At 45.2% G+C, this 15789-nt stretch carries 14 protein-coding genes; 8 read left to right on the top strand and 6 right to left on the bottom strand.

Annotated features, from left to right (window positions below; all coding sequences use genetic code 11):
- The first annotated feature begins 4 nt into the window (after positions 1–4).
- The 8 genes from AC3CH3_RS02515 (at position 5) to AC3CH3_RS02480 (ending at position 7179) form a co-directional block, all read left to right on the top strand.
- Positions 5–1417: an FAD-dependent oxidoreductase gene (locus tag AC3CH3_RS02515; protein ID WP_488537665.1), complete on the top strand. Its 1413-nt coding sequence runs from the start codon at positions 5–7 to the stop codon at positions 1415–1417.
- 178 nt (positions 1418–1595) lie between these two features.
- A complete protein-coding gene (locus AC3CH3_RS02510) occupies positions 1596–2024 on the top strand; it encodes a DUF1499 domain-containing protein (protein ID WP_019825232.1) in 429 nt (142 codons plus the stop codon).
- Positions 2025–2151: 127 nt separating this feature from the next.
- A complete protein-coding gene (mtnN, locus tag AC3CH3_RS02505) occupies positions 2152–2847 on the top strand; it encodes a 5'-methylthioadenosine/S-adenosylhomocysteine nucleosidase (protein ID WP_012603226.1) in 696 nt (231 codons plus the stop codon).
- Between the two features lie 10 nt (positions 2848–2857).
- The gene (locus AC3CH3_RS02500) at positions 2858–3811 is read left to right on the top strand and encodes a cobalamin biosynthesis family protein (RefSeq protein ID WP_019825236.1); all 954 of its coding nucleotides are present in this window, start codon (positions 2858–2860) and stop codon (positions 3809–3811) included.
- 1 nt (position 3812) lies between these two features.
- The gene (gene btuF, locus AC3CH3_RS02495) at positions 3813–4682 is read left to right on the top strand and encodes a vitamin B12 ABC transporter substrate-binding protein BtuF (protein WP_488537664.1); all 870 of its coding nucleotides are present in this window, start codon (positions 3813–3815) and stop codon (positions 4680–4682) included.
- 74 nt (positions 4683–4756) lie between these two features.
- The gene (locus AC3CH3_RS02490; RefSeq protein ID WP_016789753.1) at positions 4757–5374 is read left to right on the top strand and encodes a TRIC cation channel family protein; all 618 of its coding nucleotides are present in this window, start codon (positions 4757–4759) and stop codon (positions 5372–5374) included.
- A gap of 242 nt (positions 5375–5616) precedes the next feature.
- Positions 5617–6198, top strand: coding sequence for a flavodoxin family protein (locus AC3CH3_RS02485; RefSeq protein ID WP_102478680.1), 582 nt, complete (start codon positions 5617–5619; stop codon positions 6196–6198).
- A 135-nt stretch (positions 6199–6333) separates the two neighbouring features.
- Positions 6334–7179, top strand: coding sequence for a LysR family transcriptional regulator (locus AC3CH3_RS02480; protein WP_019825244.1), 846 nt, complete (start codon positions 6334–6336; stop codon positions 7177–7179).
- Here AC3CH3_RS02480 and AC3CH3_RS02475 read toward each other — a convergent pair.
- The 6 genes from AC3CH3_RS02475 to mutT all read right to left on the bottom strand — a co-directional run bounded on the left by AC3CH3_RS02475 (position 7130) and on the right by mutT (position 15779).
- On the bottom strand, positions 7130–7909 hold the full coding sequence (locus AC3CH3_RS02475) for a TSUP family transporter (protein ID WP_019825246.1): 780 nt from the start codon (positions 7907–7909) through the stop codon (positions 7130–7132). The genes AC3CH3_RS02480 and AC3CH3_RS02475 overlap by 50 nt on opposite strands.
- 157 nt (positions 7910–8066) lie before the next feature.
- A complete protein-coding gene (locus AC3CH3_RS02470; RefSeq protein ID WP_488537130.1) occupies positions 8067–9404 on the bottom strand; it encodes an IS4 family transposase in 1338 nt (445 codons plus the stop codon).
- A 154-nt stretch (positions 9405–9558) separates the two neighbouring features.
- Positions 9559–12789 (bottom strand): carbamoyl-phosphate synthase large subunit, encoded by a 3231-nt coding sequence (carB, locus tag AC3CH3_RS02465; protein ID WP_488537663.1) that lies wholly within the window; start codon positions 12787–12789, stop codon positions 9559–9561.
- A 16-nt stretch (positions 12790–12805) separates the two neighbouring features.
- Positions 12806–13960 (bottom strand): glutamine-hydrolyzing carbamoyl-phosphate synthase small subunit, encoded by a 1155-nt coding sequence (gene carA, locus AC3CH3_RS02460; protein WP_488537662.1) that lies wholly within the window; start codon positions 13958–13960, stop codon positions 12806–12808.
- A 503-nt stretch (positions 13961–14463) separates the two neighbouring features.
- Positions 14464–15288, bottom strand: coding sequence for a 4-hydroxy-tetrahydrodipicolinate reductase (gene dapB, locus AC3CH3_RS02455; RefSeq protein WP_020628676.1), 825 nt, complete (start codon positions 15286–15288; stop codon positions 14464–14466).
- A 92-nt stretch (positions 15289–15380) separates the two neighbouring features.
- Positions 15381–15779, bottom strand: a complete 399-nt coding sequence (mutT, locus tag AC3CH3_RS02450; protein ID WP_488537661.1) for an 8-oxo-dGTP diphosphatase MutT — start codon at positions 15777–15779, stop codon at positions 15381–15383.
- Positions 15780–15789: the final 10 nt, after the last annotated feature.

Below are 15789 nucleotides of genomic sequence, written 5' to 3'. Positions count from 1 at the left end.
AATAATGAGCCAGAATGTATACCAATTTATTGATGTGAATCGCGTAGACCCAGCGAAGAAACCAATCAAGATACGTAAGATTGAGTTTGTAGAGATCTACGAACCTTTCACTAAGCAACAAGCCAAGGCGCAAGCTGACCGCTGTCTAGACTGTGGTAATCCTTACTGTGAATGGAAATGTCCAGTCCATAACTACATCCCTCAGTGGCTTAAGCTTGCCAATGAAGGACGCATTATCGAAGCCGCTGAACTGTCCCATCAAACCAACAGCTTGCCTGAGGTTTGCGGACGAGTTTGTCCTCAAGACCGACTGTGTGAAGGTTCTTGTACCCTCAATGATGATTTTGGTGCGGTAACCATCGGCAATATTGAAAAGTACATTACTGATAAAGCCTTTGAGATGGGTTGGAAGCCAGACATGTCTCACGTTGAGTGGACTGATAAAAAGGTCGCCATCATCGGTGCGGGGCCAGCAGGTCTAGCGGCGGCTGATATCCTAGTTCGCAATGGCGTGAAAGCTGTTGTGTTTGACCGTTACCCAGAGATCGGTGGCCTACTGACGTTTGGTATTCCTTCGTTCAAGCTTGAGAAAGGCATCATGGAAAATCGTCGCCGCATCTTTAGCGAGATGGGCGTTGAGTTCCAAATGAATACCGAAGTTGGCAAAGATGTTCAACTTCAGCAACTTGTCGATGATTACGACGCTGTCTTCTTAGGTGTCGGTACCTATAAAAACATGCGTGCAGGTTTAGACAACGAAGATGCACCGGGCGTTTATGATGCCCTGCCTTTCCTAATCTCTAACACCTACAAGGTAATGGATTTAGAAAACCCAACTCCGTTCATCGACATGCAAGGTAAGAAGGTGGTCGTGCTTGGTGGTGGTGATACCGCGATGGACTGTGTCCGAACCTCGATTCGCCAACATGCAGCTAATGTTGTCTGTGCTTACCGCCGAGATGAAGCCAATATGCCGGGCTCTCGCCGTGAGGTGAAGAATGCGCGTGAAGAGGGTGTGAAGTTCAAGTTCAACCTCCAACCTATTGGCTTAGAGCTTAACAACGCTGGTCATGTGGTTGGCGTTAAATTCGTGAAAACCGCTTTGGGTGAACCTGATGAAGCAGGTCGCCGTCGCCCGGAACCTGTAGAAGGTAGTGAGCATGTTCTTGAAGCAGATGCCGTTATCATGGCATTTGGTTTCCAACCTCATGCGATGGAATGGCTAGAACCTTTCGGTGTGGAGCTCGATCAGTGGGGTCGCATCAAGGCTCCTAACAAACAAGAGTTTCAATACCAAACCACCAACAGCAAGATCTTTGCAGGTGGTGATGCGGTTCGAGGATCTGACTTAGTGGTGACCGCTATCGATGAAGGCCGTAAAGCCGCAGAAGGGATATTGGATTACCTAGAAGTGTGATTAATCTAAGGTTTCCTTTATTACTCAGTTCGTTACTATAAAAAAAAGGATCCAATGATGGATCCTTTTTTGAATTAGATACGTTTATCACAAGCATAACGAAAATACGTAAAACAATCGCAAACAAGCCAATACCTATAACTACAATTAAAACTAAAACAACGCCATAGGAAACACTATGAAAAAAGCCGCTCTCCTCTCTCTATCTCTTTTGACTTTAACCGCTTGCAGCCAAGGAATCACGGACATGAAAGACAGAACTTCATCACCTTGTGGAGACAAACCAAACTGCGTATCAACTCAAGATGACCGTGAGCAGCACGCATTGGCCGCGTTTGAGTTATCAGATTCAGCGAACTTAGATGCGATTGAGCAGGTTGCGCTAACCTTACCGGGATCGAAAACCGCGAGTAAAACAGAAGATTATCTGCGTGTTGAATGCACCTCTCGCATCATGCGTTTTGTCGATGACTTAGAACTTAAAATCACCGATGGCAAATTGATCGTGCGTTCAGAGTCTCGTACTGGCTATTCTGATTTTGGCGTAAACCGAAAACGAGCTGAACAACTTCGTGCTCGCTTGAAAAGCGAAGGCCTAATCAAATAGATAAAAGAATACGCAGATAAATCGCTACTATTCGGATGAGAAGTGCCTCTGGGCAGTCGCTCGACACTTCTTATCCATGCTACAATTTCGCTCTACTGTTTAAATATTATTTATTAAGAGACTACACATGAAAATCGGCATCATTGGCGCAATGGAGCAAGAAGTTGCGATCCTAAAAGCAGCAATTTCAGACATTACTGAAGTTAATAAAGGCGGTTGTACCTTTTTCTCTGGTCAGCTAAATGGTGTTGACGTTGTTTTGCTTCAATCTGGCATTGGTAAAGTAGCAGCGGCTGTTGGTACTTCAATCCTACTAAGCGAATACCAACCAGATGTCGTTCTCAACACGGGCTCTGCTGGCGGTTTTGATTCAACACTGAACCTTGGCGATGTGGTTATCTCAACTGAAGTTCGACACCACGATGCAGACGTTACAGCTTTCGGTTACGAAATCGGCCAAATGGCAGGTCAACCTGCAGCGTTCAAAGCTGACGACAAACTGATGGCTGTTGCTGAACAAGCACTAGCACAAATGGAAGACAAGCATGCCGTTCGCGGTCTTATCTGTACTGGCGACGCATTTGTTTGCACAGCAGAACGCCAAGAGTTCATCCGCAAGCACTTCCCATCTGTTGTTGCTGTAGAGATGGAAGCATCGGCTATCGCTCAAGCTTGTCACCAATTCCAAGTACCATTCGTGGTTGTTCGTGCAATCTCTGATGTTGCAGACAAAGAATCACCAATGAGCTTCGAAGAGTTCCTGCCACTAGCAGCGCAAAGCTCTTCTGAAATGGTTATCAAGATGGTTGCCCTACTAAAGTAAGCGACTAGACATGCAAACACTGTTTGATCAGGTATTTGCAAATGGCGTGCTCCTTGTGATGTGGGGAGCACTGCTTTTTCATTTAATTTTACCTATCCCCCATGCCGCACACCCCACGACCTTATGGCATAAGTTTGCTGAGCTTTTAGCAAGCAAGGTTAATAACAACCACAACTATTCCCAAAGTTTAATCTCAGGCACATTAGCCTGGGGGTTAATGGTACTGCCGACTCTGGTTATTCTTCTGGCACTGCAACCATTGGTTTGGCAATCTCAACTATTTGAATTAGCACTGTTATTACTCGCAATTGATTGGCGCAATAATGAAAAGCTGGCAAATCAGTTAATCAAAGCATTAGGCCGAGAAGATAAAGCTGCTGCTCGTCAGTTACTGGCTCCGATTATCAATCGTCAAACTGAATCACTTTCGTCACTTGGCCTAGGCAAAGCTGCCACAGAAACCATCATCATGGGCTACGCTCGTAACGTAGTTTGTGTGTTGTTCTGGTACGCCATTGGTGGTGGAATCGCCGCGTTAATGTATCGCCTTGTGGTCGAATTAGCTCGAGCTTGGTCGCCAAGTCGCAAGCAATTTTCTCCGTTCGGCTCAACGGCGATCAAGATAGTCGCGATTCTCGAATTTATACCGATGCGTTTTTTTGCTTTGATGATCGTATGTGGTGATAAAGCCACACACACGTTTAAGATGATGTTAGTTCAGAGTCGTTCTTGGCCACTGCCCGGCCCTGCCTGGTTGATCACGGCCGTTGGCAACAAGCTGGAGTTATCATTAGGTGGTCCTGCGATTTACGACAACACTAAAGCCATTCGCGCGAAATTAGGCGGAAGAATCGCACCGTCAGCTCTGCATCTGTCTCAGGTTCAGAAACTACTCTTTGGTCGCATCGCTATCTGGATATTTTTACAAAGCCTAGCCTTACTATTTATTCACCAAGGGATTTAGAGTGAAACCTTCAGCACTTGTTACAAGCCTTACTATTTTGTCTTCCAGCTTATGGCTGCCTTTATCATTTGCAGAAGAAGCACCACGGACTCAAGAAAAAGTACAGCCAGCTCAACGCGTGGTCAGCCTTGCTCCTCATGCCACTGAGCTCGCGTACAGCGCAGGTTTAGGCAACAGCCTTGTTGCCGTAAGTGAACGAAGTGATTACCCACCACAAGCCGATAAGCTTGAAAAAGTGGCAAACTATCAAGGTATCAAGGTTGAGAAGATCATCGCTCTTCAGCCTGATTTGATTCTTGCGTGGCCAGCCGGAAACCCGCCCAGAGAGCTCGCGAAACTAGAGCAATTTGGTTTTAATATTTACTACTCCAAGACCAAAAGCCTAGACAGTATCGCAACCAATATTGAACAACTGAGCCAATACGCTAGCGATCCAAGTATTGGCGAAAATAATGCTCAGCAATACAGAGAGCAGCTCAACGCGTTGAGACTAAAATACAAAGATGCCGAGCCAGTAAACTACTTCTACCAACTCAGTGAGAAGCCGATCATCACTGTTGCTCAAGGGCACTGGCCAAGTGAGGTGTTTGAGTTTTGTGGTGGCCACAATATTTTTGAAGACAGCGCCTCTCCCTATCCGCAAGTTGGTATTGAACAAGTTGTATTAAGGAAACCGCAAGTGATCTTCACGTCTCAGCACGCGATTGAGAATGGAACCATGTGGCAAACTTGGCAAAATGAGATCCCAGCAGTTGCTCAAAATCAGATTTGGTCACTCAATTCTGACTGGATTAATCGCCCAACAACGAGAACTTTGCAAACGATCCAACAAGTGTGTGATTTCTTCGATAGAGCTAGGCAAAATCACTAACTATTTGCTGCGTTTTTTCGTACAATTCGCCACCGACCTGTCCCTACAATTTTAACCATAAGAGCACCAGTATCATGGACTCCATGCTGCTTTATATTATCGATTTATTTGGCACTGCCATCTTTGCCGTCTCAGGCGTTTTTGTTGCTGGCCGTCTTAAGATGGACCCCTTTGGCGTAGCCGTTTTAGGCAGTGTAACCGCAATTGGTGGCGGTACAATTCGAGACATGGCTCTGGGTGCAACTCCCGTGTTTTGGATCACCGACACCACCTATCTTTGGGTCATCATCACCACCTGCTTGCTGACCATGATTATAGTAAGACGCCCCAAACGCCTGGCTTGGTGGATCCTGCCAGTATGTGATGCGATAGGCTTAGCGGTATTTGTTGGCATTGGTGTAGAAAAAGCACTGATTTATCAAGATTCTGCATTAGTTGCTATCATCATGGGTGTCATCACCGGCTGCGGTGGCGGTATTATCCGTGACGTACTTGCCCGTGAAGTGCCAATGATTCTAAGAAGTGAAGTCTACGCGACCGCTTGTATCATTGGTGGCGCTTTCCACACCATGGCGATCAGTATGGGGCACGACTCAGAAACTGCATTTCTGGCCGGCGTGTTTTCAACACTATTGATTAGACTTGGCGCTATTCGCTGGCATTTATCATTGCCGACTTTCGCCATCAAATAAGCTATCATTACAAAGAGAAAGGCTCCGTAAAGGAGCCTTTTTTGATCCGGTTTCAAATCACTATACCCTCTATTTCCACTCATCAAAGATCCCCTCCTTTCCTAAAACTCAATTTAGTTAGTCCATTAGCCCACCAATTTAGTAATGTTTTTTATTTACTTATCTAGTCCACAGGCTATATTAATAAACAAATAGATTTATAAAAGATTTTATTTACTAACATTGGCAAACGGGAGTTCAAGATGGGTATTGGTAAAGTGGGCATTGTTTTCTTCTCTAAGAATGGAGCAACTAAGCAAGTTGCAGAGACAATCGCTGAAGGTATTAACACTCAACAACCTAACTCAGTACTCCTTGTCGAAGTGCTATCTTCTGAAGTGGTCGAAGGAAGGTATGACAATGACGATAAGCTCAAGTCATTAGATAACTGTGACGCCATTATCTTTGGATCCCCGACTTACATGGGTTCACCAGCCGCGCAGTTTAAGAGTTTTATGGATGCAAGCAGTGATAGCTACTGTAAGAAAGCGTGGCGAAATAAACTCGCAGCAGGCTTTACCACTGGCGGCAGCCTTAACGGTGAGCAACAACAAACCTTGTTGAGCTTTTTCACTCTGGCTTGTCAGCATGGCATGATTTGGGCAGGGCTTGATATCTCAAAGCACATTGATAACTTAGGTTTGAATCGCACAGGATCAAGCATTGGTTTGGTCGCCAGTGAAGATGAGATGGCAGATAGCACCAGTAATCACATCAACAGCAACGATCTTCAGACTGCTTTCTATTTCGGCCAACGCATCGCGAGCCTAGTTAAGAGAACCTAAGTAACTGACTAATTAACTGACGGGCTAGCTTCAAAACTCCTAGCTTGTTTGATATCTATGAGCTCAAGACTAGAGAATGAATGTCGTTTCAGGTAACTTGATTCAATCATTCCCAACTTTCATGAATATACCCCAATGCTACTCGAAGGAATCGAAACTCTACTGGTATTGAGTAAAGCAAAGACCATGAGCCGCACAGGCAGTTTGCTTTATATCAGCCAATCAGCGGTCAGTAAACGGATTGCGAATTTAGAAAAGAAGCTAGGTAAAAAGCTCATTGAGCCGAGTGGCCGACAGATAAAACTCACGCCAGATGCGCTTGCATTAATCGAGAGTATTGGCCCTACATTCAATGAACTTCGCGGGCTTATTTATGAACAGCAAGAGTTGGAAGATACCACTCTCATCACCCTAGACAGCTCTAAGTCTCTGATAGCCGGTTATTTAGGTGAGATGATGGGCCAATTTATCCAGCAAGATAAGTACATCACCATAACCACCAACCACACGCCAAGAATCATAGAGCGAGTGCAATCTGGCAAGGCGACCTTGGGGTTGTGTGCTGGCTTGTTGCCACCGCATCATGGGTTGATGACCTTTCATCTATTTGATGAGCCGTTTTACATAGTGAGTAAGTCGCCGTTAACGGAGCTTCCTCCATTGGTGATTACCAACGATATGACCAACCCTGCCAACTCTTATCAGCTCTCAGTGTTAGAAAAGTTTGGAATTAAACCCTTGATGGAGATGGATGCCTACACCGCAGCAGCGCAACTTGCATTGGGCGGGACTGGGCCAGCGTTAATACCGCTCTCTATCGTAAAAACACTCAATATTAAGTCTCAATACCTGTTTAGCTTCCACGAATTAACAGGTTTAATTCGACCAATTCATATCTGTGTCAGACCGAATAGCTACCAGTCTCCGCGAGTTAAAACACTGATAGAATCCATTGTTGATGCTGTTCCCAAAGCAGTTTAGACGCCATTAGCATCGACATCACGATCACAAGAGGGCGAATCCATTTCTGCCCTTTTGTCACTACTACTTTAGCGCCAAGCTGAGCGCCCATAAAGCCACCAACCGCCATCACTAATCCTAACTCCCAAATTGGCAAACCAGCCAAAATAAAGAAAATTAAGGCCGCGATATTCGAGGTAAAGTTAAGTACCTTAGTGCGCGCCGTTGCATCGACTAACGAGAAGTGACCAATCGCAACAAAGCAGACGGTGAAGATAGAACCTGTTCCTGGGCCAAAAAAGCCATCATAGAAACCCACACCGCCACCAACACACAGAGCAAACATCGCCTCAGAGATCTTCTGTTTTCCTTCAGATGCTCTAGTTGGGGGGGCTAACAGGAAATAGAGAGAGATAGCGATGAGCAGCAACGGGATAACACTGGTCAGTAAGCTCGCATCAATGTGTTGGACTAGCTCGGCACCAATTGCAGAACCAATAAAGGTACAAAAGATAGCGAGGCGCATCTCCTTAATACTAACGATACCATTGCGCACGAAATACCAACTCGCAGAGAAGCTGCCGAAGGAGCTTTGGAGTTTATTGGTTGCCAGTGCCTGCGTTGGTGGAACTCCAGCCGCTAGCAATGCCGGTAGAGTCAATAACCCACCGCCGCCAGCCATTGCATCAATAAAGCCTGCTGCCGTTGCAACAACAAACAAGATAGCCAATATTTCTAGAGTGATTTCCATATACCCAACGCCTTAAAGTCCTGTGTAGCGACAAGTTACCACTCACGCCAGACGAGCAATAACGAAACACAAGATTCTAACCTATTCCTAATTTTCATCATTTAACTAATGCTATCTAATAGGCATAAAAAAGCCCACTCCGAAGAGTCAACACCTATCATTTAAGGTGTTTAGATAGCACAGTGTAGCGAGTCTTACTAAAACGAACGGTCCTATCTTTGGGCCGTTTTTGTTTTTCGGGCAAAATATAACGTTTCACTCGCTCTCTCATTGCTCGCAGCTTTTTGGGAACCGAACCTGGGGAGGCGATAGCACACCACATTAGCTCATCTTGAATATCTCGAAGTGCCATCGTAAAGCTTATCCTAAGTGGCGAGACTTCAGCCTCTTTTGCTATTCGGCTAATCTCCAGACGGATTAAGTTATACGCGATAAGGATACCCCATATCTCTTGCTCTACACCCTCTACAGATTGACTGCGGAGCAGGATTTCATCTCCAAGCATGTCATGCTTAATCTCGCCATAGCTATTCTCGATTTCCCACCTTTCGAAGTACACATCTAATAATGATTTTAAACTGTATTTTCTATCTGTTAGAGAAGTTAGCAGCCCTTGTATATGATTGGGTTGCTGTTCAACGTCATCGGGATATAGAGTTAGCCTAGCTTTCCACGTTTCAGGGAGACTCGGGGCTTGTTTTCTAGCCTGGGGAGAGACTTTCATCTCCACAATCAGATCTCGCCCATCATCATCGAGCTGCTCGATGATTTCATATTTCACATTTGACTTTATTGGCGTCATCCAGTGGCTTGTTCCATGCTCTTGTTGCCAGTTAAGCATTAGTTCTGCGCTCAAGTAGCAACGGTCAAAAATGGTCAATGAATTCGGAACTGCTGATGAAATTAAATCTTTTGCATAGCTGATTTCACCTTTAGAACTATCCCCAAAAGCCACATCATGAATAAGGCGACTCCGTAGTGATGTGAGTGCGCACATTCGAACGATTGGGTACTCAGTGTGCCTGTCTTTTCGGTAGTAAACATATTGATAATGCTCAGCTAAGCTTGGGTTATCGTGAGTTCTAAACTGTGTGCCATCGATTGAAAATAGGCTCAAACCATTCCATTTATCACCCGCATCTTCCGACTGTGTCCAGTGCTTTGCTGTGATTGAGAATAATGACTTTAAAGGCTTAGCGGTGAGGCGTTTTCTTGCCTGAGGAATTGCACTAGGTGCAATCGTTTCACCCAATGAATTAGACAATTTGAGGTCGAGCTTATCGAGTACATCGGTAATCGGTCTATCTCGATATAGACCAATACCAACGACTAACCATACAACGAGTTCTGCGGGTAGCTTTCTACGGCGCATACTCGCTTTATTCGTTTCAGATAAAGCTTGGTTTATCCAATCTAGCGGAAGGTCTTTTTGGAACAAAGAAAGAGATTCTGGATTAGCAAAATCGTCAACATCGATTAACCAGTGTGACAGCATAAAAAAATACCCTTAAACAAAAGTGCTTAAGGGTATTGTTAACCATCTGTAGGATCGTTCAACTGATCAGGAAAATGCTTAAATGATCAGTGTTAACTCCGAAGAGTGGGCTTTGAGCATTTATATCCGCTTAACAGCGATACACTTTAGGTGATTAAGCTTGAGAAGCTTTAACCTGAGCGTGTAGCTCTTGAACTGAAGTTACTGAAGTTTTCGCGTCTGCAGTGTGCGCCATACAAGTCGCGAATGCAGCGTTTAGCGTAGTCGTGTAGTTCACTTTCTCAGCAAGTGCTCCACGACGAAGAACTTTAGAATCTTCAATCGCTTGACGGCCAGCTGCAGTGTTCACGATATACGTGTACTCGTTATTCTTGATACGGTCAAGAATGTGAGGACGACCTTCGTGTACCTTGTTTACTAAACGTGGGTTGATACCCGCTTCACCAAGGATAACCGCAGTACCGTGAGTTGCGTCTAGCTGGTAACCAAGCTTAGATAGCTTAGATGCTAGGTCAACAACACGCTCTTTGTCGCCTTCGCGAACAGAAAGCAATGCACGACCGCCTTCAGGGTAGATGTGACCACAACCCAATTCAGCTTTAGAGTATGCTTCTGCGAATGTCGCGCCAACACCCATAACTTCACCAGTAGAGCGCATTTCTGGGCCTAACAGTGGGTCAACACCAGGGAACTTGTTGAATGGAAGTACAACTTCTTTCACTGAATAGTAAGGTGGGATGATTTCTTTCGTAAAGCCTTGAGACTCTAGAGATTGACCTGCCATTACACGAGCGGCAATCTTAGCGATTGGTGCGCCAGTTGCTTTAGATACGAATGGAACCGTACGTGCTGCACGAGGGTTAACCTCGATTAGGTACACTTCATTGTTCTTAACAGCAAACTGTGTGTTCATCAGACCACGCACACCCAACTCGAACGCTAGCTTTTCAACTTGCTCGCGCATTACGTCTTGGATTTCTTGGCTTAGCGTGTATGCAGGAAGAGAACATGCTGAGTCACCTGAGTGAACACCCGCTTGCTCGATATGCTCCATGATACCGCCGATAACAACGCGTTCACCGTCACAAATCGCATCAACGTCGACTTCAACAGCGTCGTCTAGGAAGCTATCAAGTAGTACTGGAGATTCGTTTGATACGCTAACCGCTTCGTTGAAGTAGCGACGTAGATCTTGCTCGTCGTATACGATTTCCATCGCACGACCACCAAGTACGTAAGAAGGACGTACAACAAGTGGGAAGCCGATTTCGCGAGATTTCTCAACCGCTTGCTCCATCGTTGTTACTGTCGCGTTCTCTGGCTGAAGTAGGCCTAGGCGGTCTACAGCAACTTGGAAACGCTCACGGTCTTCTGCACGGTCGATTGCGTCTGGGCTAGTACCGATGATTGGTACACCAGCAGCTTCAAGAGCACGAGCCAGTTTAAGTGGCGTTTGACCACCGTATTGAACGATAACGCCTTTTGGCTTCTCAACACGAGCGATTGCTAGTACATCTTCCAGAGTTACTGGTTCGAAGTACAGACGGTCAGATGTATCGTAGTCTGTAGAAACTGTCTCAGGGTTACAGTTAACCATGATAGTTTCGTAGCCATCTTCACGTAGTGCTAGTGATGCATGTACACAACAGTAGTCAAATTCAATACCTTGGCCGATACGGTTTGGACCGCCGCCTAGAATCATGATCTTGTCTTGGTCTGTTGGGTTCGCTTCACACTCGTCATCGTAAGAAGAGTACATATAAGCTGTATCAGAAGAGAACTCAGCAGCACATGTATCTACACGCTTGTACACTGGGTGGATATCGTATTGGTCACGCAGACGACGGATTTCGCTTTCCGCTACACCTAGAATCTTAGATAGGCGCGCATCAGCAAAACCTTTACGCTTAAGCTTGTTTAGCTCGTCTTTGTTCAGACCAGCAAAGCCTTTCGCTTTAAGTTCCTGCTCTAGCTTAACGATGTCTTCGATTTGAACTAGGAACCAACGGTCGATTTGCGTTAGGTTGAATACACCATCTACCGACATACCAGCACGGAATGCGTCAGCGATGTACCAAATACGCTCTGCGCCAGCTTCTTTCAGTTCGTGACGGATAGTCGTTAGAGCATCTGGTGCATCTAGGTCTACCATTTCGTCAAAACCAGTCGCGCCAACTTCTAGGCCGCGAAGTGCTTTTTGTAGAGATTCTTGTTGGTTACGGCCGATAGCCATAACTTCACCAACAGACTTCATTTGCGTCGTTAGACGGTCGTTAGCACCTGCAAATTTCTCGAAGTTAAAACGAGGAATCTTAGTTACTACGTAGTCGATTGTTGGTTCGAATGATGCTGGAGTTGCGCCGCCAGTGATGTCATTCATTAGCTCGTCTAGCGTGAAGCCAACAGCCAGTTTCGCTGCAATCTTAGCGATTGGGAAACCTGTTGCTTTAGAAGCTAGTGCTGAAGAGCGAGATACACGTGGGTTCATCTCGATGATAACCATACGGCCATCTTTCGGGTTGATACCAAACTGTACGTTTGAACCACCTGTTTCAACACCAATCTCACGCAATACTGCTAGAGATGCGTTACGCATTAGTTGGTATTCTTTATCTGTCAGCGTTTGAGCTGGAGCCACAGTGATTGAGTCACCTGTGTGAATACCCATTGGGTCGAAGTTTTCAATCGCACATACGATGATGCAGTTGTCGTTTTTGTCACGAACCACTTCCATCTCGTACTCTTTCCAACCGATAAGTGATTCATCGATAAGAAGTTCATTAGTTGGAGATAGGTCCAAACCACGACGACAGATTTCTTCAAATTCTTCTTTGTTGTAAGCGATACCGCCACCAGTACCACCCATCGTGAACGATGGACGAATGATACAAGGGAAGCCAACCATGTCTAAAACTTTGTAAGCTTCTTCCATCGTTTTCGCTGTATCAGCAGTTGGACATTCAAGGCCAATTGCTTTCATTGCTTTATCGAAGCGTGAACGGTCTTCTGCTTTATCGATAGCATCAGCCGTTGCACCAATCATTTCAACACCGAACTCTTCAAGAACGCCGTGCTTTTCTAGGTCTAGAGCACAGTTCAATGCAGTTTGGCCACCCATAGTAGGTAGAACTGCATCAGGCTTCTCTTTAGCGATGATGTTACGCACAACTTCCCATTGGATAGGTTCGATGTAAGTTGCATCGGCCATATCTGGGTCAGTCATGATTGTCGCTGGGTTCGAGTTTACAAGAATAACTCGGTAACCTTCTTCGCGAAGCGCTTTACAAGCTTGAGCACCAGAGTAATCGAACTCACATGCTTGGCCGATAACGATCGGGCCAGCACCTAGAATAAGAATACTTTTAATGTCAGTACGTTTTGGCATTGTCTACTACTCCGAATTACGCTGTGTGCTGTTTGATTAGTTCAATAAAGTGGTCGAATAACGGCGCTGCGTCTTCTGGACCTGGGCTTGCTTCAGGGTGACCTTGGAAGCTGAATGCTGGTTTGTCTGTACGGTGAATACCTTGTAGAGAACCATCAAATAGTGATTTGTGCGTTGCACGTAGTGTCTCTGGAAGGGTTTCTTCGTCAGCAGCAAAGCCGTGGTTTTGCGAAGTAATCATCACAACATCACGATCTAAATCTTTAACCGGGTGGTTTGCACCGTGGTGACCAAACTTCATCTTCACTGTCTTAGCGCCTGACGCAAGAGCAAGAATCTGGTGACCTAGACAAATACCGAAGATTGGTAAGCCTTTTTCTAGGAACACTTTTGTCGCTTCAATTGCGTAAGTACATGGTTCTGGGTCACCAGGGCCATTTGAAAGGAAAACACCGTCTGGGTTCAGAGCTAGTACTTCTTCAGCAGAAGTTTCAGCAGGAACAACCGTTAGGCGGCAGCCGCGGTCAACAAGCATTCGTAGGATGTTTCGTTTTGCACCGAAGTCATAAGCAACAACGTGGTATGGCAATTCAGAGTCTGCTTTCGCTTCAGGAAGTCCACCCGTAAGCGTCCACGAACCTTGTTTCCATTGATACGCTTCTTTTGTTGTAACTTCTTTCGCAAGGTCCATACCTTTCAGGCCAGGGAATTCTTTTGCTTTAGCTAGAGCCAAAGCTTCGTCTAGGTTTCCGTTGTTTACTGAAGAGCCAGCTACGATACAACCGTTCTGAGCGCCTTTTTCACGAAGAATACGCGTCAGTTTACGAGTATCGATATCAGCGATACCAACAACGTTTTGCGACTTAAGGTAATCAGAAAGGGATTGTTCATTACGGAAGTTAGAAGCGATTAGAGGGAGATCGCGAATCACAAGGCCTTGAGCGTGGATTGAAGAAGATTCTTCGTCTTCGGAATTGGTTCCGGTATTGCCAATGTGAGGGTAAGTAAGGGTAACGATTTGTTGAGAATAGGAAGGATCAGTGAGGATTTCTTGGTACCCCGTCATCGAGGTATTAAAAACGACTTCACCAACTGCAGAACCTACAGCGCCAATGGCTTCACCGTGAAATACTGTCCCATCTTCTAGGACGAGTAGTGCTGACTTCTTCAAGACAACCTCCAGAAATAAAAATGCATTAAAATTGATTTAATTTGCAAATCTACCTTCCTGCAACACCAGAAACTGCGTGTTTATGGAAATTAGACAAATTGGCGGTATTTTAGTGATGTGCGTGATACGTGTCAACATTTAACGCAAAAGAAATTAAACATTTGTAAGGACTAATTCAATTTACGCCATCAAAGCTTCAAAAGTTCAACTTTCATGCTCATTTCGGCCGAATATTACGATTTTCTAATTTTCACCCCTCATTTTAGCCAACCATAGAGTAATAAAAATATCAGCAACAAAACGCAATCGATAAATACAAAGAGAAAAGATCGTAATTTAAAGACCTAAAACAAAAAACACATTATAAGCATTAAAAAAGACAGTTAAATAAGAAAAAATCGACGATAAGAAGAAACTATAGGGAGGTTTGTAAAAGGGATATTACGAAGGGAAATGTATCAAATAAAGAAAGCGCCGGCAATTGCCAGCGCATAAATATCTATTTACAGGTCATTCAAACCTAGGACATCAGTCATGGTATAAAAGCCGGCTGGTTTATCATTTAACCAGACTGCAGCCTTGATTGCGCCATTAGCGAAAGTCATTCGATCAGTGGCTTTATGGGTAATTTCCACTCGCTCACCGATATCAGCAAACATAGCGGTGTGTTCACCAATAATGTCACCGGCACGAATCGTCGCGAAACCAATCTCATCTTTAGTACGCTCGCCAGTAATACCTTCGCGTGACCATACAGCTACATCGTTCAGCTCGTTGCCCATCGCACCAGCAATCGCTTCGCCCATACCAATCGCAGTACCAGAAGGTGCATCGACTTTATGGCGGTGGTGCGCCTCAACGATCTCGACATCACAGTAATCGCCCATCACTTTAGCGGCCTTCTCTAGCAGCTTAAATACAAGGTTCACACCAACGCTGTAGTTAGGTGCCATTACGATAGCCATCTCTTTTGAAGCAGCATCAATCACCTGCTTCTCTTCTTCAGAGAAACCCGTCGTACCGATAATCAGTTTTTTACCGTGACGTTTACAAAGTTCAATATTCGCTAATGTGCTAACAGGGGCTGTAAAATCGACGATCACGTCAAACTCTTCGATGGCTTTAGACAGGTCATCGACTAGAGCAACATCAAAACGACCTTCACCGCATAACTCACCGACATCTACGCCGACCAAAGATGACTCTGGACGTTCCGAGCCAGCACCAACACTTGCTTCTGAATTATGATGAGCGGCTTTCACCAAGTTGCGACCCATGCGGCCCGCTGCTCCTGCAATTGCAATTCTTACCACTGCGAATATCTCCATTGTTTTGGTTACGGTTGCCGCTTATCTCTTGCAGCAACGTTCAATCGATTAATCTCTTTAAACTAACAACAATCTCAAACTCAGGCTAGCAATTACGAAAACTCTTTTATCACTCGCTCTAAAATTGGCACATTTGCCTCTGGGAAGGCGTATTGATTCAATGATTCTAGGCTCACCCATTCACCTTGTTGACCTTCTTTGCCATAAGGCTGCTCTTCAAAGTCGGTCACAAGGATGAAGTCGAACTTAAGCGACTTATCGGTGTAATCAAATTCAAGGTGCTCAAACAGAGACTGTTCTGTCACCTTGATGCCAATCTCTTCATCAAGCTCACGAGTCATCGCTTGCTCAATGGTTTCACCCGCTTCAACCTTGCCACCAGGAAATTCCCAGAAACCGCCCTTGTGTTTGTCGTCTGGACGTTTAGTGATAAATACCTGCGACTTATCTTGGTTGAAGATAATGCCCGCTACTATGTGGATTCTTTTCATTGATGGTGTT

The sequence above is a fragment of the Vibrio sp. QJM3NY_35 genome (assembly GCF_057785915.1).
The sequence above is the reverse complement of the archived record's forward strand: the minus strand, read 5'-3'. Positions and strand labels throughout refer to the sequence as shown.

Coding starts and splice junctions, on each gene's coding strand:
- AC3CH3_RS02490 (WP_016789753.1), top strand. CDS start 4,757: ATGGACTCCATGCTGCTTTATATTATCGATTTATTTGGCACTGCCATC.
- AC3CH3_RS02510 (WP_019825232.1), top strand. CDS start 1,596: ATGAAAAAAGCCGCTCTCCTCTCTCTATCTCTTTTGACTTTAACCGCT.
- AC3CH3_RS02475 (WP_019825246.1), bottom strand. CDS start 7,909: ATGGAAATCACTCTAGAAATATTGGCTATCTTGTTTGTTGTTGCAACG.
- AC3CH3_RS02470 (WP_488537130.1), bottom strand. CDS start 9,404: ATGCTGTCACACTGGTTAATCGATGTTGACGATTTTGCTAATCCAGAA.
- AC3CH3_RS02500 (WP_019825236.1), top strand. CDS start 2,858: ATGCAAACACTGTTTGATCAGGTATTTGCAAATGGCGTGCTCCTTGTG.
- AC3CH3_RS02480 (WP_019825244.1), top strand. CDS start 6,334: ATGCTACTCGAAGGAATCGAAACTCTACTGGTATTGAGTAAAGCAAAG.
- AC3CH3_RS02515 (WP_488537665.1), top strand. CDS start 5: ATGAGCCAGAATGTATACCAATTTATTGATGTGAATCGCGTAGACCCA.
- dapB (WP_020628676.1), bottom strand. CDS start 15,288: ATGGAGATATTCGCAGTGGTAAGAATTGCAATTGCAGGAGCAGCGGGC.
- carB (WP_488537663.1), bottom strand. CDS start 12,789: ATGCCAAAACGTACTGACATTAAAAGTATTCTTATTCTAGGTGCTGGC.
- mutT (WP_488537661.1), bottom strand. CDS start 15,779: ATGAAAAGAATCCACATAGTAGCGGGCATTATCTTCAACCAAGATAAG.
- AC3CH3_RS02485 (WP_102478680.1), top strand. CDS start 5,617: ATGGGTATTGGTAAAGTGGGCATTGTTTTCTTCTCTAAGAATGGAGCA.
- mtnN (WP_012603226.1), top strand. CDS start 2,152: ATGAAAATCGGCATCATTGGCGCAATGGAGCAAGAAGTTGCGATCCTA.